General features: G+C 70.3%; 17 protein-coding genes. 13 read left to right on the top strand and 4 right to left on the bottom strand.

Annotation, left to right across the window (positions count from 1 at the left end; genetic code table 11):
* Nucleotides 1-41: 41 nt before the first annotated feature.
* The 4 genes from SLINC_RS28285 to SLINC_RS28280 all read left to right on the top strand — a co-directional run bounded on the left by SLINC_RS28285 (nucleotide 42) and on the right by SLINC_RS28280 (nucleotide 2,775).
* Nucleotides 42-1,664: an acyl-CoA carboxylase subunit beta gene (locus SLINC_RS28285; protein WP_067438488.1), complete on the top strand. Its 1,623-nt coding sequence runs from the start codon at nucleotides 42-44 to the stop codon at nucleotides 1,662-1,664.
* Nucleotides 1,665-1,681: 17 nt separating this feature from the next.
* Entirely contained in the window at nucleotides 1,682-1,891 is a 210-nt protein-coding gene (locus SLINC_RS46295) for an acyl-CoA carboxylase subunit epsilon (RefSeq protein ID WP_079164760.1), read from the top strand.
* A gap of 112 nt (nucleotides 1,892-2,003) precedes the next feature.
* Nucleotides 2,004-2,132 carry a morphogenic membrane protein MmpB gene (mmpB, locus tag SLINC_RS50070; RefSeq protein ID WP_107406687.1) on the top strand — a complete coding sequence of 43 codons (129 nt, stop codon included), beginning with the start codon at nucleotides 2,004-2,006 and terminating at the stop codon, nucleotides 2,130-2,132.
* A 22-nt stretch (nucleotides 2,133-2,154) separates the two neighbouring features.
* On the top strand, nucleotides 2,155-2,775 hold the full coding sequence (locus tag SLINC_RS28280) for a Maf family protein (RefSeq protein WP_067438486.1): 621 nt from the start codon (nucleotides 2,155-2,157) through the stop codon (nucleotides 2,773-2,775).
* Here the strand turns inward: SLINC_RS28280 and SLINC_RS28275 are convergent.
* Complete coding sequence (locus tag SLINC_RS28275; protein WP_079164759.1) at nucleotides 2,744-3,253, bottom strand: hypothetical protein; 510 nt, start codon at nucleotides 3,251-3,253, stop codon at nucleotides 2,744-2,746. The two genes, SLINC_RS28280 and SLINC_RS28275, sit on opposite strands and share 32 nt — an antisense overlap.
* A 384-nt stretch (nucleotides 3,254-3,637) precedes the next feature.
* Between SLINC_RS28275 and SLINC_RS28270 the strand changes: the two genes are divergently transcribed.
* Nucleotides 3,638-5,410, top strand: a complete 1,773-nt coding sequence (locus tag SLINC_RS28270; RefSeq protein WP_067438480.1) for an acetyl/propionyl/methylcrotonyl-CoA carboxylase subunit alpha — start codon at nucleotides 3,638-3,640, stop codon at nucleotides 5,408-5,410.
* A 90-nt stretch (nucleotides 5,411-5,500) separates the two neighbouring features.
* Here the strand turns inward: SLINC_RS28270 and SLINC_RS28265 are convergent, their stop codons facing one another.
* Nucleotides 5,501-6,439, bottom strand: a complete 939-nt coding sequence (locus tag SLINC_RS28265; protein WP_225988507.1) for a DeoR/GlpR family DNA-binding transcription regulator — start codon at nucleotides 6,437-6,439, stop codon at nucleotides 5,501-5,503.
* 190 nt (nucleotides 6,440-6,629) lie between these two features.
* Nucleotides 6,630-8,078, bottom strand: coding sequence for an NAD(P)H-quinone dehydrogenase (locus SLINC_RS28260; RefSeq protein WP_067438473.1), 1,449 nt, complete (start codon nucleotides 8,076-8,078; stop codon nucleotides 6,630-6,632).
* 96 nt (nucleotides 8,079-8,174) lie between these two features.
* Here SLINC_RS28260 and SLINC_RS28255 point away from each other — a divergent pair, with 96 nt between their 5' ends.
* The 5 genes from SLINC_RS28255 to SLINC_RS28235 all read left to right on the top strand — a co-directional run bounded on the left by SLINC_RS28255 (nucleotide 8,175) and on the right by SLINC_RS28235 (nucleotide 13,456).
* The gene (locus SLINC_RS28255; RefSeq protein ID WP_067445790.1) at nucleotides 8,175-8,612 is read left to right on the top strand and encodes a gamma-glutamylcyclotransferase family protein; all 438 of its coding nucleotides are present in this window, start codon (nucleotides 8,175-8,177) and stop codon (nucleotides 8,610-8,612) included.
* A gap of 48 nt (nucleotides 8,613-8,660) precedes the next feature.
* On the top strand, nucleotides 8,661-8,939 hold the full coding sequence (locus SLINC_RS28250; protein WP_067438471.1) for a hypothetical protein: 279 nt from the start codon (nucleotides 8,661-8,663) through the stop codon (nucleotides 8,937-8,939).
* Nucleotides 8,940-9,039: 100 nt separating this feature from the next.
* Nucleotides 9,040-9,864 (top strand): purine-nucleoside phosphorylase, encoded by an 825-nt coding sequence (locus SLINC_RS28245; RefSeq protein WP_067438468.1) that lies wholly within the window; start codon nucleotides 9,040-9,042, stop codon nucleotides 9,862-9,864.
* A 513-nt stretch (nucleotides 9,865-10,377) separates the two neighbouring features.
* Nucleotides 10,378-12,027, top strand: coding sequence for a phospho-sugar mutase (locus tag SLINC_RS28240; protein WP_067438465.1), 1,650 nt, complete (start codon nucleotides 10,378-10,380; stop codon nucleotides 12,025-12,027).
* A 184-nt stretch (nucleotides 12,028-12,211) separates the two neighbouring features.
* Nucleotides 12,212-13,456 carry a glycosyltransferase family 39 protein gene (locus SLINC_RS28235; protein WP_107406686.1) on the top strand — a complete coding sequence of 415 codons (1,245 nt, stop codon included), beginning with the start codon at nucleotides 12,212-12,214 and terminating at the stop codon, nucleotides 13,454-13,456.
* A 120-nt stretch (nucleotides 13,457-13,576) separates the two neighbouring features.
* On the opposite strand, the gene SLINC_RS28230 is transcribed toward SLINC_RS28235, so the two are convergent.
* On the bottom strand, nucleotides 13,577-14,203 hold the full coding sequence (locus SLINC_RS28230; protein ID WP_067438463.1) for a PH domain-containing protein: 627 nt from the start codon (nucleotides 14,201-14,203) through the stop codon (nucleotides 13,577-13,579).
* Nucleotides 14,204-14,370: 167 nt separating this feature from the next.
* On the opposite strand from SLINC_RS28230, the gene deoC reads away from it, so the two are divergent.
* The 3 genes from deoC to SLINC_RS28215 are packed head-to-tail and all read left to right on the top strand — an operon-like array spanning nucleotide 14,371 to nucleotide 17,670.
* Nucleotides 14,371-15,330: a deoxyribose-phosphate aldolase gene (gene deoC / locus SLINC_RS28225; protein ID WP_067438461.1), complete on the top strand. Its 960-nt coding sequence runs from the start codon at nucleotides 14,371-14,373 to the stop codon at nucleotides 15,328-15,330.
* A gap of 5 nt (nucleotides 15,331-15,335) precedes the next feature.
* Nucleotides 15,336-16,784 (top strand): aldehyde dehydrogenase family protein, encoded by a 1,449-nt coding sequence (locus SLINC_RS28220; RefSeq protein ID WP_067438459.1) that lies wholly within the window; start codon nucleotides 15,336-15,338, stop codon nucleotides 16,782-16,784.
* Nucleotides 16,777-17,670: an aldehyde dehydrogenase family protein gene (locus tag SLINC_RS28215; protein WP_067438456.1), complete on the top strand. Its 894-nt coding sequence runs from the start codon at nucleotides 16,777-16,779 to the stop codon at nucleotides 17,668-17,670. The genes SLINC_RS28220 and SLINC_RS28215 overlap by 8 nt, the downstream gene beginning before the upstream one ends.
* Nucleotides 17,671-17,719: the final 49 nt, after the last annotated feature.

Below are 17,719 nucleotides of genomic sequence, written 5' to 3'. Positions count from 1 at the left end.
TAACCGTCCCCCCTTTTGAGCAGGCAGGGAGCCGCATCCCGATGTCCGAGCCGGAAGAGCGTCACGAGACCCAGCAGTCCCAGGGGATCGACATCCACACCACCGCGGGCAAGCTCGCGGATCTCCAGCGCCGCATCGAGGAAGCGACGCACGCCGGCTCCGCACGCGCCGTCGAGAAGCAGCACGCCAAGGGCAAGTTGACGGCCCGTGAGCGCATCGAACTCCTTCTGGACGAGGACTCCTTCGTCGAGCTGGACGAGTTCGCCCGCCACCGCTCCACCAACTTCGGCCTGGACGCCAACCGCCCCTACGGCGACGGTGTCGTGACCGGGTACGGAACCGTCGACGGCCGCCCCGTCGCCGTGTTCTCCCAGGACTTCACCGTCTTCGGCGGCGCGCTGGGCGAGGTCTACGGCCAGAAGATCGTCAAGGTGATGGACTTCGCGCTGAAGACCGGCTGCCCGGTCATCGGCATCAACGACTCCGGCGGGGCGCGGATCCAGGAGGGCGTGGCCTCGCTGGGCGCCTATGGCGAGATCTTCCGCCGCAACACCCACGCGAGTGGTGTCATCCCGCAGATCTCGCTGGTCGTCGGCCCGTGCGCGGGCGGTGCCGTGTACTCCCCCGCGATCACCGACTTCACCGTGATGGTCGACCAGACCTCGCACATGTTCATCACCGGCCCGGACGTCATCAAGACGGTCACCGGTGAGGACGTCGGCTTCGAGGAGCTGGGCGGCGCCCGCACCCACAACTCCGCCTCCGGTGTGGCGCACCACATGGCCGGGGACGAGAAGGACGCCATCGAGTACGTCAAGCAGCTGCTGTCGTACCTGCCGTCCAACAACCTCTCCGAGCCCCCGGTCTACGCCGAGGAGGCCGACCTCGCCGTCACCGACGAGGACCGCGAGCTGGACGCGATCGTGCCCGACTCGGCGAACCAGCCGTACGACATGCGCTCGGTGATCGAACACGTCCTGGACGACGCCGAGTTCTTCGAGACGCAGCCCCTGTTCGCGCCGAACATCCTCACCGGCTTCGGGCGGGTCGAGGGCCGTCCGGTCGGCATCGTGGCCAACCAGCCGATGCAGTTCGCGGGCTGCCTCGACATCAGGGCGAGCGAGAAGGCCGCGCGTTTCGTGCGCACCTGCGACGCCTTCAACGTCCCGGTCATCACCTTCGTCGACGTGCCCGGCTTCCTGCCCGGCGTCGACCAGGAGCACGACGGCATCATCCGCCGCGGCGCCAAGCTGATCTACGCCTACGCCGAGGCCACCGTCCCCCTGATCACCGTGATCACCCGCAAGGCCTTCGGCGGCGCCTACGACGTCATGGGCTCCAAGCACCTCGGCGCCGACATCAACCTCGCCTGGCCCACCGCCCAGATCGCCGTCATGGGCGCCCAGGGCGCGGTCAACATCCTGCACCGCCGCACACTCGCGGAGGCCCAGGCGGGCGGCGAGGATCTGGAAGCGGTCCGTGCCCGGCTGATCCAGGAGTACGAGGACGCCCTCCTCAACCCCTACGTCGCCGCCGAACGCGGCTACATCGACTCCGTGATCATGCCGTCCGACACCCGTCGGCACGTCGTGCGCGGCCTGCGTCAGCTCCGCACCAAGCGGGAGTCCCTGCCCCCGAAGAAGCACGGCAACATTCCCCTCTAGGCCGGCTGGGAGCCGTCATGAACATCAAGGTCGTACGAGGCAATCCGACCCCCGAGGAGCTGGCCGCCGCCCTGGCGGTGGTCCGCGCCCGCGCCGCGGCGGTGGCAGAACCGCCCGGCGCCGAACCGTCGACGAAGGACGGGTGGTCCGACCCGTCGAGGATCGCGAGCCACCGCCTGCCCCAGCCGGGACCCACAGCATGGACCCGCACATATTGGCCGGGGTAGCCACGACCCACCCAGGGGCGCGGGGAACCGCGCACGGCAACTGGAACCCGGGGCGCCGATTTGAGTACCCGTACTCAGGCGCCCACCCCCCGCCAAGCCCCACGCTAGGGGCATGCTGTGGTCCGACCCCGAGAACGAGCCGCCCGAGGAACTGCGCGACATGCAGGACATGCTGCGCAGACTGGGCCTGTTCCTGGCGTTGGCCATGGTGCTCGCGATGATCGTGCTCGGCGTGAAATAAGGCGCGCGGATACCCTGACCGCATGACTGATCAGCCCCGCCGCCGACTCATCCTCGCCTCCCAGTCCCCCGCCCGGCTGAACCTCCTCCGCCAGGCGGGTCTGACCCCCGAGGTCATCGTCAGCGGCGTCGACGAGGACGCCGTCAGCGCCCCCACTCCCGCCGAACTGGCCCTCGCTCTCGCGGAAGCCAAGGCATCAGTCGTCGCCGCACTGCCAGAGGCAACCCGCGCGCTGGTGATCGGCTGCGACTCGGTGCTCGACCTGGACGGCCAGGCCCTGGGCAAGCCGGCGGACGCCGAGGAGGCCACCGCCCGCTGGAAGGCGATGCGCGGCCGGGCGGGCACGCTCCAGACCGGCCACTGCGTCTACGACACGGCCACCGGCCGGTACGTCTCGGCCACCGCCTCCACCGTCGTCCACTTCGGGGAACCGACCGACGAGGAGGTCGCCGCGTACGTCGCCTCGGGCGAACCCCTCTACGTGGCCGGGGCGTTCACGCTGGACGGCCGTTCGGCCCCGTTCATCGACGGCATCGACGGGGACCACGGCAATGTGATCGGCATCAGCCTGCCCCTCGTCCGGAAACTGCTGGCCGAACTGGGCGTCGGCATCACGGAGCTGTGGGCGCCGGCGCAGGCGTGAGGGGCGAGCCCCCGTCCTCGGCCGGGGAGCCGGCACCGCCCTCGCCGCCGGGCACGCTGTCCTGGGGCTCCGCGGCCGCGGGGCTCTCCTGGCCGTCGTAGGTCATCAGGAGCAGCACGATCAGTGCCAGGACGACGACCATGAACAGGAACTCGGGCCAGCCCATCAGCCCCCAGGCGAACGCGCCCAGCAGGCCGTGCACGACCGCCGCGCTGATCAGCAGGATGCGGCCGAGGCCGGCCGGGCGGCGGTCGCGGAGGGCGACCAGCAGCGCGACCAGGCCGCAGAAGGCGAAGTAGAGGCCGAAGACGATGCCGCCGATCTTCGAGGACGCCGACATCACGTCCGGGTCGAGTCCGGCGAGGGACATGTCCTGACGGTCGACGACCACCCCGAGGAACCAGTTGAGTGCGGCGACGCCGAGCGCCTCGACGAACAGCACCACCGCCACGATCCACGCCACCGGTCTGCGCACCACCGGGCCCCACCCACTTCCGAGCTTTTCGAGTGCCGTCCGAGGCGGACGTCAGTTACCCCAAGTACGTTCGAGACATCCTGAACGCTACTAACGGGTAAACCGCGGGACAAGGGTTCGGCGGACGGCAAAGAATCATTGGTCCGTTCGTAGGGACTCCACAAAGAAACGGAGTGGTCCGCAGCACGCTCTCACAGAGACCTTGACCACAGAGGAGGGCTAGGGTTTCCGGGAGGAGTCCTGCGTACCTAGGTGCGACAAGGGATTTCGCGGGTGGAGCGAGCCTGGCATCACGCTCCGTGTGGGCAAGCTCACCACTGGGGACGGGTCGATGCGCCGTGTCGGCAGTCCCTAAACTCGGCTTGTTTCAAGGAGGGAGCCTCAATCGTGCGCAAGGTGCTCATCGCCAACCGTGGCGAAATCGCTGTCCGCGTGGCCCGGGCCTGCCGGGATGCCGGCATCGCGAGCGTGGCCGTCTACGCCGACCCGGACCGGGACGCTCTGCATGTCCGCGCCGCGGATGAGGCGTTCGCCCTGGGCGGTGACACTCCGGCGACCAGCTATCTGGACATCCAGAAGGTGCTGAACGCGGCGCGCGAGTCCGGCGCCGACGCCATCCACCCGGGCTACGGCTTCCTCTCGGAGAACGCCGAGTTCGCCCAGGCGGTCCTGGACGCGGGCCTGATCTGGATCGGCCCGCCCCCGCAGGCCATCCGGGACCTCGGTGACAAGGTCGCCGCCCGGCACATCGCCCAGCGCGCCGGTGCCCCGCTGGTCGCCGGTACTCCGGACCCGGTCTCCGGTGCCGAGGAGGTCGTCGCCTTCGCCCGGGAGCACGGCCTGCCGATCGCCATCAAGGCCGCCTTCGGCGGTGGCGGCCGCGGTCTGAAGGTCGCCCGCACCCTCGAAGAGGTTCCGGAGCTGTACGACTCGGCGGTCCGTGAGGCGGTCGCCGCCTTCGGCCGCGGCGAGTGCTTCGTCGAGCGCTACCTCGACAAGCCCCGCCACGTGGAGACGCAGTGCCTGGCCGACAGCCACGGCAACGTGGTCGTGGTCTCCACCCGTGACTGCTCCCTCCAGCGCCGCCACCAGAAGCTGGTCGAGGAGGCCCCGGCGCCGTTCCTGTCCGAGGCGCAGGTCGCCGAGCTGTACGCCTCCTCGAAGGCCATCCTCAAGGAGGCCGGCTACGTCGGCGCCGGCACGGTCGAGTTCCTCGTCGGGGCCGACGGCACGATCTCCTTCCTGGAGGTCAACACCCGGCTCCAGGTCGAGCACCCGGTCACCGAGGAGGTCGCCGGCATCGACCTGGTGCGTGAGATGTTCCGCATCGCCGACGGCGAGGAGCTCGGCTACGGCGACCCGGAGCTGCGCGGCCACTCCTTCGAGTTCCGCATCAACGGCGAGGACCCGGGCCGCGGCTTCCTCCCGGCCCCCGGAACCGTCACCACCTTCGCCCCGCCGTCCGGCCCGGGCGTCCGCCTGGACGCGGGCGTGGAGTCCGGCAGCGTCATCGGCCCGGCCTGGGACTCCCTGCTGGCCAAGCTGATCGTCACCGGCGCCACCCGCGAGCAGGCCCTTCAGCGGGCCGCCCGCGCCCTGGAGGAGTTCCAGGTCGAGGGCATGGCCACCGCCATCCCCTTCCACCGCGCGGTGGTCAGGGACCCGGCGTTCGCACCCGAGCTCACCGGTGGCGAGGACCCCTTCACGGTCCACACCCGTTGGATCGAGACGGAGTTCGTCAACGAGATCAAGCCCTTCGCGGCCCCCGCCGACGTGGACGCGGAGGACGAGCCGGGCCGTGAGACGGTCGTCGTCGAGGTCGGCGGCAAGCGCCTGGAGGTCTCCCTCCCGGTCTCCCTCGGCATGTCCCTGGCCCGCACCGGCCTCGCCGCCGGTGCCAAGCCCAAGCGCCGCGCGGCCAAGAAGTCCGGCCCCGTCGCCTCCGGCGACACCCTCGCCTCACCCATGCAGGGCACGATCGTCAAGGTCGCGGTCGAGGAGGGCCAGGAGGTCAAGGAGGGCGACCTGATCGTCGTCCTGGAGGCCATGAAGATGGAACAGCCGCTGAATGCCCACAAGTCCGGCACCATCAAGGGCCTGACCGCGGACGTCGGCGCGTCCCTCACCTCCGGCGCCCCGATCTGCGAGATCAAGGACTGAGCCGTACGACATCCAGTACGGCACCCCGAGGCGCCCTGCGGACCGGAGCAACGGTCGGCAGGGCGCTTCGTTCTCTGTGCGCCGCCGGCCTCAGCGCCGGCGAAGATCGGCGACCCGAGCCCGTTCCGTGGCCGGAGTCTGCTCGCCCAGCACCGCGGCCGTACGCAACCCGGGAGCGGTGCCCTGGACCTGACCCCGGCGAGGCCCCGGCAGGGCCACGTCCCGGCGCTGTTGCTGCCGCGCCGGGACCCGATCACCCCCCGGGTTCTCCGACGCACCGGCCACGGCGATCTGCACCCCCTGGTCGGCGAGCGCCTGAAGCTCCGTGCCGGCACGGTCGTCGTGCCCGGGCGGCTCGTCGGTCACCAGCCGCGTGATCAGATCGGTCGGCACGGTCTGGAACATGGTGTCCGTGCCCAGCTTGGTGTGGTCGGCGAGGACGACGACCTCGGCGGCGGCCTGGACCAGCGCCCGGTCGACGGACGCCGACAGCATGTTGGACGTGGAGAGCCCGCGCTCGGCGGTGAGCCCGCTCCCGGAGATGAAGGCCCGCGACACCCTGAGCCCCTGGAGGGACTGTTCGGCACCGCTGCCGACGAGCGCGTAGTTGGAGCCGCGCAGGGTGCCGCCGGTCATCACGACTTCCACCCGGTTCGCATGGGCCAGTGCCTGGGCCACCAGCAGCGAGTTGGTGACGACGGTCAGCCCGGGCACCCGGGCGAGCCGGCGTGCCAGTTCCTGCGTGGTGGTACCCGCACCGACCACGATGGCTTCGCCCTCTTCGACGAAGCTCGCGGCGAGATCGGCGATGGCCGTCTTCTCGGCGGTCGCGAGATGTGATTTCTGCGGAAAGCCGGACTCCCGCGTAAAACCGCCCGGCAATACCGCACCGCCATGTCGGCGGTCGAGGAGTCCTTCTGCCTCCAGTGCGCGCACGTCCCGCCGTACGGTCACTTCGGAGGTCTGGACGACGCGGGCGAGCTCACGGAGCGACACGGCCCCGTTCGCTCGCACCATTTCGAGGATCAATTGGCGACGTTCTGCAGCGAACACGAAACTGACAGTAACCCCAACGACCGTCTGCTTTCAGCAGTTTGCGCCGAATAGCAGAAGTTGTTCGCACAGGAGGGCGGGAAGTGGTATAGGGGTTACGCCCGCCGACTATGCCGCACGAATGCTCGACAACTCCCTGTGACCAGCGGGCAATCGCTTTCGGCCGTCAGCCCTCGCTCGTGTCCTTCCGGGTGTGCAACTGCCGTGCCACCTCGGCGATCGAGCCCGAAAGGGAGGGGTAAACGGTGAACGCGTTCGCGATCTGTTCGACGGTCAGATTGTTGTCGACGGCGATCGAGATGGGATGGATCAGTTCGGAGGCGCGCGGCGCGACCACGACACCGCCGACCACGATTCCGGTCCCCGGCCGGCAGAAGATCTTGACGAACCCGTCCCGGATGCCCTGCATCTTCGCGCGCGGGTTGCGCAGCAGGGGCAGTTTCACCATGCGGGCGTCGATCTTCCCGCCGTCGACGTCGGCCTGGGTGTATCCGACGGTGGCGATCTCGGGATCGGTGAAGACGTTCGACGAGACGGTCTTCAGGTTCAGCGGGGCCACCGCGTCACCCAGGAAGTGGTACATGGCGATACGGCCCTGCATGGCCGCCACCGAGGCCAGCGCGAACACCCCGGTCACGTCACCGGCGGCGTACACACCGGGAGCTGAGGTCCTGGAGACCTTGTCGGTCCAGATGTGACCCGACTCGCGCAGCTTGACCCCGGCCTCCTCCAGCCCCATCCCGGCGCTGTTGGGAATGGCGCCGACGGCCATCAGACAGTGCGAGCCGCTGATGACCCGCCCGTCCGCCAGGGTGACCTCCACCCGGTCGCCGACCCTCTTGGCGGACTGCGCACGGGAGCGGGCCATGACGTTCATGCCGCGCCGCCGGAAGACCTCCTCCAGTACGGCGGCGGCGTCCGGGTCCTCACCGGGCAGCACCCGGTCCCGGGACGACACCAGCGTGACCTTCGAGCCCAGCGCCTGGTAGGCACCGGCGAACTCGGCACCGGTCACACCGGACCCGACCACGATGAGCTCCTCCGGGAGCTCGGTCAGGTCGTACACCTGGGTCCAGTTCAGGATCCGCTCACCGTCGGGCTGGGCGTCGGGCAGCTCACGAGGATGCCCACCGGTCGCGATGAGAACGGCATCCGCGACGAGAGTCTCCTCGCTCCCGTCCGCGGCCCGCACGACGACCTTCCGCGACCCGTCCAGGGCCTGCATGCCCTCAAGCCGCCCACGTCCCCGGAGCACCCGCGCCCCGGCCCGCGTCACACTCGCGGTGATGTCGTGCGACTGGGCCAGCGCGAGCCGCTTCACACGCCGGTTGACCTTCCCCAGGTCGACCCCGACCACCCGGGCGGCCTGCTCCATGGGCGGGGTGTCGTCGGCGACGATGATCCCCAGCTCCTCGTACGAGGAGTCGAAGGTGGTCATCACCTCAGCCGTGGCGATAAGGGTCTTCGACGGCACGCAGTCGGTGAGCACCGACGCCCCGCCCAGACCGTCGCAATCGACGACGGTCACCTCCGCGCCGAGTTGGGCGGCCACCAGGGCCGCCTCGTATCCGCCGGGTCCGCCACCGATGATCACGATCCGAGTCACGTACTCCATTGTCCCGCACGACTCACCGTGCCACCGTCCGGGGGCCCGCCCGAGATACCACTGTTACGGGAGTGGCCGCCGATGGCCCTGTCGTACCCTCTCCCCATGTCGCTCTATGCCGCGTACTCCGGCAACCTCGACGCCCGGCTGATGTCCCGCCGCGCCCCGCACTCACCGCTGCGCGCGACGGGCTGGCTGAACGGCTGGCGGCTCTCCTTCGGCGGCGAGCACATGGGCTGGGAGGGAGCCCTGGCGACCCTGGTCGAGGATCCGGACGCCCAGGTCTTCGTCGCCCTCTACGACATCGCGCCCCTGGACGAGGACTCCATGGACCGCTGGGTGGGCGTCGGCCTGAACATCTACCGCCGCGCCCGCATCCGCGTCCACACCCTCGACGGCCAGGAGCCGGCCTGGACCTACGTCCTCAACGCCTACGAGGGCGGCCTCCCCTCGGCCCGCTACCTGGGCGAGATCGCCGACGCGGCGGAATCGGCGGGGGCACCACACGATTACGTGATGGAACTGCGCAAGCGGCCCTGCTGACGGAGCCGGCTCCTAGACTTGAGAGACCGACGCACAACGGGAGAGCGCATGGCCCCCACCACGTACGACGTCTACTACACGGTGCAGGCCGCCGAGGCCCGTGACCGACTCGAAGACCGCCAGCGCACGGCGTTCGACAAGGGCATCGCCCTGTTGGCCCGCGATCCCTTCCTCTCGGTCTCACGCCCCATAAGCTCCACCGGCGACGACCGCACGATCCGTCTCACCCAGAACGTCCTCGTGGAGTACACGGTCAGTCGAGGGCGACTGCTGATTTTCATCGTCGAGGTCTTCAACGACAAGGACATCCTCGTCACCGACGAGTAGCGAGCCGACCGCCCCTCTGTTGGAAACGACAAGACAACGATCGCCATCCCGTGGGCTCTGTCATCTACGCGCGTAGGCCCAAACCGGCTACCCTCTTCGCGTGAACGCATCTCTTCTTCCGGACGACATCCAGGGCGATCCTCACGCCGCCGCCGACGCCGCCGCCGCGCGCCTGCGCGAGCTGACCGGCGCCGAGACCCACGACGTCGCCCTCGTGATGGGCTCCGGCTGGGCCCCCGCCGTGGACGCCCTGGGCACTCCCGACGCCGACCTCCAGGTGACGGAGCTTCCCGGTTTCCCGCCCCCCGCCGTCGAGGGCCACGGAGGCAAGATCCGCTCGTACACCCTCGGCGCCAAGCGCGCGCTGGTCTTCCTGGGCCGCACGCACTACTACGAGGGCCGCGGCGTCGCCGCCGTCGCCCACGGCGTCCGCACCGCGGTGTCGGCCGGCTGCAAGACGATCATCCTCACCAACGGCTGCGGCGGCCTCCGCGAGGGCATGCGCCCCGGCCAGCCCGTCCTGATCAGCGACCACATCAACCTCACGGCGACCAGCCCCATCATCGGCGCCAACTTCGTCGACCTCACCGACCTCTACTCCCCCCGCCTGCGCGCCCTGTGCAAGGAGGTCGACCCCACCCTCGAAGAGGGCGTCTACGCCCAGTTCCCCGGCCCGCACTACGAGACCCCGGCCGAGATCCGCATGGCCCGCGTCATCGGCGCGGATCTCGTCGGCATGTCCACGGTCCTCGAAGCGATCGCCGCCCGCGAGGCCGGCGCCGAGATCCTCGGCATCTCCCTCGTCACCAACCTCGCCGCCGGCATGACCGGCGAGCCCCTCAACCACGAGGAGGTCCTCCAGGCCGGCCGCGACAGCGCCACCCGCATGGGTTCCCTCCTCACCCAGGTCCTGGCCCGTCTCTAGACTTACGGTTCGCGTCACGGGGTGCGTTTCGCTCTGCGGGGTGCGGTGTGAGGTCGTGTGTTGTCTGCGGGTGGGTGGGGGCTGGTCGCGCAGTTCCCCGCGCCCCTGAGATGGGTGCGGTTGCCATGAGTCGGACGTCCAGGTCTCGCCGTCTGGGGTGCCTTGTTCGGTCGTATGGCGGCTGCGGGTCCGTCGTGGCTGGTCGCGCAGTTCCCCGCGCCCCTAACAAGCGGAAGTCGCCCTCCGGCATGAGGCACCCTCCGGGCCGTGGGCGTCTCAGCCGCCCACGGCGGCAAGGGGACGGGGCGGGGGGTGTCCGCCCGCAGCGTCCGGCGTCCAACACGCAGCACAGCTAGAAGACACAGCACCGCCGGACCGAGGACGGAGACCCCCCGCCCCGGCCCCGACCCACCACACAACCGTGGGCGCTACACCCGCCCCCACCGGACCCGCACAGCGCGCCGCAGGCATCCACAGGCACCCACAACGAGAAGACGAGAGGGCTGACCGACCGTGCATGACGACCTCATCGCCCGAGCCAAGGCATGGCTGACCGAGGACCCCGACGCGGAAACCCGCGCCGAACTCGCCAAGCTGATCGACGCCGAGGACGTCCAAGAGCTCACCGCACGCTTCGCCGGCACCCTCCAGTTCGGCACCGCGGGCCTGAGAGGCGAACTCGGCGCCGGCCCCATGCGCATGAACCGCTCCGTCGTCATCCGCGCAGCCGCCGGCCTCGCCGCCCACCTCACCCAGCAGGGCCACACCAACGGCCTGGTCGTCATCGGCTACGACGCCCGCCACAAGTCCGCCGACTTCGCCAGGGACACCGCAGCCGTCATGACCGGCGCCGGCCTCAGAGCGGCCGTCCTCCCCCGCCCCCTCCCCACCCCCGTCCTGGCGTACGCCATAAGGCACCTGGGCGCCGTAGCCGGCGTAGAGGTCACCGCCAGCCACAACCCGCCCCGCGACAACGGCTACAAGGTCTACCTGGGCGACGGCTCCCAGATCGTCCCGCCCGCCGACGCGCAGATCGCGGCGGAGATCGCGGCGATCACCACCCTCAACGACGTCCCCCGCCCCACCACCGGCTGGGACACCCTCGACGACGCCGTCCTGGACGCCTACCTGGCCCGCACGGACGCCGTACTCACCCCCACCTCCCCCCGCACGGCCCGCACCGTCTACACGGCGATGCACGGCGTAGGCAAGGACACCCTCCTCGCCGCCTTCACCCGCGCGGGCTTCCCGCCGCCCACGCTGGTCAACGAACAGGCGGACCCCGACCCGGACTTCCCGACCGTCGCCTTCCCCAACCCGGAAGAGCCCGGCGCGATGGACCTCGCCTTCGCGGTGGCCCGCGAGACGAACCCGGACCTGATCATCGCCAACGACCCGGACGCGGACCGCTGCGCGGTGGCCGTAAAGGAAGACAACGAAGGCAACGAAGACGACGCCTGGCGCATGCTGAGGGGCGACGAGGTGGGCGCCCTGCTCGCAGCCCACCTGGTCGCCCGCGGAGCGCAGGGCACCTTCGCCGAGTCCATCGTCTCCTCCTCCCTCCTGCGCAGGATCGCCGAGAAGACGGGTCTCCCCTACGAGGAGACCCTCACCGGCTTCAAGTGGATCGCCCGCGTCGAGGGCCTGCGCTACGGCTATGAGGAGGCGCTCGGCTACTGCGTCGACCCCGAGGGCGTACGCGACAAGGACGGCATCACCGCGGCCCTCCTGATCACGGAACTGGCCTCGACGCTCAAGGAGGAGGGCCGTACCCTCCTCGACCTGCTGGACGACCTCGCGGTGGAGCACGGCCTGCACGCGACGGACCAGCTCTCGGTCCGCGTCGAGGACCTGTCCCTGATCACCGCCGCGATGGACCGCCTCCGCGAGCACCCCCCGACCCACCTCGCGGGCCTGCCCATCACCCGCGCCGACGACCTCACCCGGGGCACCGCGCAGCTTCCCCCCACCGACGGCCTGCGCTACACGCTGGACGGCGCCAGGGTCATCGTCCGCCCGAGCGGCACGGAGCCGAAGCTGAAGTGCTACCTGGAGGTGGTGATCCCGGTGGGTTCGCACGCCGACCTCCCGGCGGCCCGCACCAGGGCGACAACGCTCCTCACCACGATCAAGCAGGACCTGTCCAGGGCCGCAGGCATCTGAACGGGCTGGGGAAACAGCCCCAGCCCAGCACAACGCAACCCACCACAACGCAGCCCAATCCAGCCCAGCCCAACCCACTCCATCGGGTGATTTACCGCGGCGCATTGACCCAGGCTCCCCACCCCGCCCCACCCCCGGGCAACGGTGGTCCGCAAGCGCCCCCCGACCCACCCTGGAGCCAGCCGTGCCCCCGACCACCCCCAAAACCACCGTCGGCGGACACATCCCGACCACCCGACCCCCCGGACAGACGACCGCAGCCACCCCCACAGACCGCCCCCGAGCCGCCCAAGCTGCCCGAACCCCCCGAGCCCCCCGGGCAAGACAGGCCCTCCGCCACGCAACCCCCGCCCTCCTCGCCTACCTCGCCGTACGCACGACGAGCCTGCTCCTCCTCACCGTCTGGGCCCACCACGAGCACCAGCCCGTCTGGCCGATCCTGGCCACGCAGTGGGACGCGGACTGGTATCTCGGGATCGCCGACCACGGCTACGCGCACGACCTCGGCGCCCGGTACGACGCGAACAACCTGGCGTTCTTCCCGCTGTACCCGTACCTGATGAAGACGGTCGCGGTGATCACGCCCGGCAGCCGGGCGAGCACCGGCCTGGCCATCGCGGTGGTGTCGTCGTTCATCGCGGCGTGGGGTGTGTTCAAGGTCGGCGACCATTTGCACGGCCGCCGTACGGGCGTCCTCCTGACCACTCTCTGGGCGGCGCTCCCGGTGGGCCTGGTGCAGTGGATGGGCTACACGGAATCCCTGTTCACGGCGTGCGCCGCCTGGTCGCTGTACGCCGTCCTGACCGGCCGCTGGCTGTGGGCGGGCACGCTGGCCGCGTGCGCGGGCCTGACCCGCCCGACGGGGATCGCCGTAGCGGCAGCGGTCTCGCTCACCGCCCTGCTCACCGTGGCCCGCCACCGCAGGTTCGAGCCCCGCACACTCGTGGCCGCGGTCGTCGCCCCGCTGGGCTGGTGCGGATACGTCGGCTGGGTGGGCCTGAGGCTGGGCCGCTGGGACGGCTATTTCGCCGTACAGCGGCTGTGGCACAACGAGTTGGACGGCGGCAGGTACACCCTGCGCAGGATGCGGGAGGTGCTGCTGAACAACCCCGCCCCGCAGCTGTTCCTGGTGACGGTGACACTGACGCTGCTGGTGGCGGCCGTGCTCTTCGTCCTGTCGGTGTGGGACCGCCAGCCGTTCGCGCTGCTGGTCTTCACGGGCGTTCTGCTGGCGATCGTGCTGATGAGCGGCGGCGTGTACTTCCCGCGCGCCCGCTTCCTCCTGCCGGCGTTCCCGCTGCTGCTCCCGCTCGCCCTGCACCTGTCCCGGGCCTCGGCCCGCCACCGCGTCCTGATGCTGACGGCGGCGGTGACGTGCGGAGCGTACGGCAGCGCGTACATGGCACTGGTGTGGCCTGCGGCCCCGTAAAGCTGAGCCCACCACCGCCCGCAAGCCACCGCCAAAGGCAAAGACAAAGACAAAGATAAAGCGAAGGCAAAGCCAAAGCCGATACCGAAGCCAAAGCCGAAGCCGATACCGAAGCCGACCTCAGCCCACCACGAGCAGAATCCCCAACAACACAGCCCCCGCCACAGCCGGCCCCACCACCTCATAGGCCCACCGCACGACAATCTCCCCCTGCGCCGACTCCTCCGCCCCCCGGGCTTCGAGCAGCTCCCGCAGCTCATCCATCGCCCGATCGCTCTCGGCCCGTACAGGCCCGTCGGGAACCGCCCGGGCACCGGAGCCGACCCCGAGCGGCCCACCCCCCTGCGCCACCCGCCGCGCCTCCCGCCGAGCCGCCTTGTTCCGGGCCCGCAGCGACACCGGAATGGCCCACAGCTGGAACTTCGCGCCGGACTTGGTCAGCGCCTCGTTGGAGTACCCGGAGCGCAGGGTCTCGATCTGCCCCCAGGGCAGCACGATGATCCGGAAGGGGTTGCGGACGCGCAGCCGGTCCTGGCCGACGAAGACGGCGGGCCGCAGGGTGAAGGCGGTGACCAGCGGAACCACGAGCAGCAGCGCGGCGAGGGCCCGCCAGGGCGTGCTGCCCTTCCCGGCGGCGATCGCGTCGACGCCGAGCCAGCAGGCGATGCCGAGGAGCAGGACACCGCCGGCGATGGCGGCGGCCGAGCGGTGCACGCGCTCCTTGTACTGGGGGTCCGGGGTCGTCATGCCCCCGATTCTGCCTCAGCCCCGTGGCGGGGGAACGACCGCCTCACGGCCGCCTCACGATCACCTCCTCACGGTGGGGTCCACGGGGCCCGTCGTAGGGCCCGCCCAGGAACCGACTCTCCGGGGTGTACAGCCGCTACGCGCGTAGATATGCTCGTCTGGTGACCATGCCCACCACTTCACCCGCCGCACGAGCTCTCGCCGACGTCACCGCGTCCGACGGCACGCTGCGCCGCTTCCTCCACGGGCTGCCCGGCGTCGACGCGGTCGGCCTGGAGGCGCGCGCCGCCTCGCTCGGCACCCGTTCCATCAAGACGACCGCGAAGGCGTACGCGATCGACCTCGCCATCTCGATGGTCGACCTGACCACGCTGGAAGGCGCGGACACCCCGGGCAAGGTCCGGGCGCTCGGCGCCAAGGCGGTCCGCCCCGACCCGACCGACCGTACGACCCCCGCGACCGCGGCCGTCTGCGTCTATCCCGACATGGTGCCCGCCGCCAAGGAGGCCGTCGCCGGCTCGACCGTGAAGGTCGCCTCGGTCGCCACCGTCTTCCCGGCGGGCCGCGCCGCGCTCGCCGTGAAGCTGGCCGACGTCCGTGACGCGGTCGCCGCGGGCGCCGACGAGATCGACATGGTCATCGACCGCGGCGCGTTCCTCGCGGGCAACTACATGAAGGTGTACGACGAGATCGTCGCCGTGAAGGAGGCCTGCGGGACCAGCGCCCGTCTGAAGGTCATCTTCGAGACCGGCGAGCTGTCGACGTACGACAACATCCGCCGCGCGAGCTGGCTCGGCATGCTGGCCGGGGCGGACTTCATCAAGACGTCGACCGGCAAGGTGGCGGTGAACGCCACTCCCGCGAACACCCTGTTGATGCTGGAGGCCGTGCGCGACTTCCGTGCGCAGACCGGCGTGCAGATCGGCGTGAAGCCCGCAGGCGGCATCCGCACGACCAAGGACGCGATCAAGTTCCTCGTGCTGGTCAACGAGACCGTCGGCGAGGACTGGCTGGACAACCACTGGTTCCGCTTCGGCGCCTCCTCGCTCCTGAACGACCTGCTGATGCAGCGTCAGAAGCTGGCCACCGGCCGCTACTCCGGCCCCGACTACGTGACGGTGGACTGATCACCATGGCATCCGCATCTGCATCCGCTTTCGAGTACGCACCCGCTCCCGAGTCCCGCTCCGTCGTCGACATCGCGCCCTCCTACGGCCTGTTCATCGACGGGGAGTTCACGGAGGCGGCCGACGGCAAAGTCTTCAAGACGGTCTCCCCCGCCACCGAGGAGGTCCTCTCCGAGATCGCCCAGGCGGGCGAGGCGGACGTCGACCGCGCGGTGAAGGCCGCCCGCAAGGCCTTCGAGAAGTGGTCGGCGCTGCCCGGTTCCGAGCGCGCCAAGTACCTGTTCCGCATCGCCCGGATCATCCAGGAGCGCAGCCGCGAGCTCGCCGTCCTGGAGACCCTGGACAACGGCAAGCCCATCAAGGAGACGAGGGACGCCGACCTCCCCCTGGTCGCCGCGCACTTCTTCTACTACGCGGGCTGGGCCGACAAGCTCGACCACGCCGGCTTCGGCACCTCACCGCGGCCCCTCGGCGTGGCCGGCCAGGTCATCCCGTGGAACTTCCCGCTCCTGATGCTGGCGTGGAAGATCGCCCCGGCGCTGGCGACGGGCAACACGGTGGTGCTGAAGCCCGCCGAGACCACCCCCCTGTCCGCCCTGTTCTTCGCGGACATCTGCCGTCAGGCGGGCCTGCCCAGGGGTGTCGTCAACATCCTTCCGGGATACGGCGACACGGGCGCCGCGCTGGTCGGGCATCCGGACGTGAACAAGGTCGCCTTCACCGGCTCCACGGCCGTCGGCAAGGAGATCGCCCGCACGGTCGCGGGCAGCCGCAAGAAGCTCACCCTCGAACTGGGCGGCAAGGGCGCCAACATCGTCTTCGACGACGCCCCGATCGACCAGGCGGTGGAGGGGATCGTCAACGGGATCTTCTTCAACCAGGGCCAGGTGTGCTGCGCGGGCAGCCGGCTCCTGGTGCAGGAGTCGATCCAGGACGAGTTGCTGGAGTCCCTCAAGCGCCGTCTGTCGACGCTCCGTCTCGGCGATCCGCTGGACAAGAACACGGACATCGGCGCGATCAACTCCGCCGAACAGCTCTCCCGCATCACCACGCTCGTCGAGGCGGGCGAGGCGGAGGGCGCCGAACGCTGGTCCGCGGCCTGCGAACTCCCGTCCTCCGGCTACTGGTTCGCCCCGACGCTCTTCACGAACGTCACCCAGGCGCACACCATCGCCCGCGACGAGATCTTCGGCCCGGTGCTGTCGGTGCTGAGCTTCCGTACGCCCGACGAGGCGGTCGCCAAGGCGAACAACACGCAGTACGGCCTGTCCGCCGGCATCTGGTCCGAGAAGGGCTCCCGGATCCTCGCCGTCGCGAACAAGCTGCGCGCGGGTGTCGTCTGGTCCAACACGTTCAACAAGTTCGACCCGACCTCGCCGTTCGGCGGGTACAAGGAGTCGGGCTTCGGCCGCGAGGGCGGCCGCCACGGCCTGGAGGCGTACCTCGATGTCTGATCGGCTCACCGTCCTGAAGACCTACAAGCTGTACGTCGGCGGGAAGTTCCCGCGTTCCGAGAGCGGCCGGGTGTACGAGGTGTCGGATTCGAAGGGCAACTGGCTGGCGAACGCGCCCCTGTCCTCCCGCAAGGACGCCCGTGACGCGGTCGTCGCCGCCCGTAAGGCGTTCGGCGGCTGGTCCGGCGCGACGGCCTACAACCGGGGCCAGGTCCTCTACCGCGTCGCGGAGATGCTGGAGGGCCGCAAGGCGCAGTTCGTGCGCGAGGTGGCCGACGCCGAGGGCCTGTCGAAGTCCAAGGCGGCGGACCAGGTGGACGCGACGATCGACCGCTGGGTCTGGTACGCGGGCTGGACCGACAAGATCGCCCAGGTGGTGGGCGGCGGCAACCCGGTGGCGGGCCCGTTCTTCAACCTCTCCTCCCCGGAGCCGACGGGTGTGGTCGCGGTCCTGGCCCCCCAGGAGTCGTCCTTCCTGGGCCTGGTCTCGGTCCTCGCCCCGGTGATCGCCACGGGCAACACGGCGGTCGTGGTGGCGAGCGAGAACTCCCCGCTCCCGGCCCTCTCCCTCGGCGAGGTCCTGGCCACCTCCGACGTCCCCGGCGGCGTGGTGAACGTCCTCTCGGGCCGTACGGCGGAGCTGGCGGCCCCCCTCGCGGCCCACCAGGACGTCAACGCGATCGATCTCGCGGGCGCCGGCGCCGACGAAGCGCTGGCGAAGGAACTGGAGATCGCCGCGGCCGACAACCTGAAGCGCGTTCTCCGTCCACAGCCTGTGGACAACTGGGCGGCGGCTCCGGGCATCGACCGCATGACGGCGTTCCTGGAGACGAAGACGGTCTGGCACCCCACGGGTTCACTGGGAGCATCCGGCTCCTCGTACTGACGTGAAGGGGCGGGGGGAACTGCGGACCGATGTCCGCAGTTCCCCCCGC

It is taken from the genome of Streptomyces lincolnensis, assembly GCF_001685355.1.
Lineage (GTDB): Bacteria > Actinomycetota > Actinomycetes > Streptomycetales > Streptomycetaceae > Streptomyces > Streptomyces lincolnensis.
Note: the sequence above shows the minus strand (reverse complement) of the source record. Positions and strands in the feature narration are given on the sequence as shown.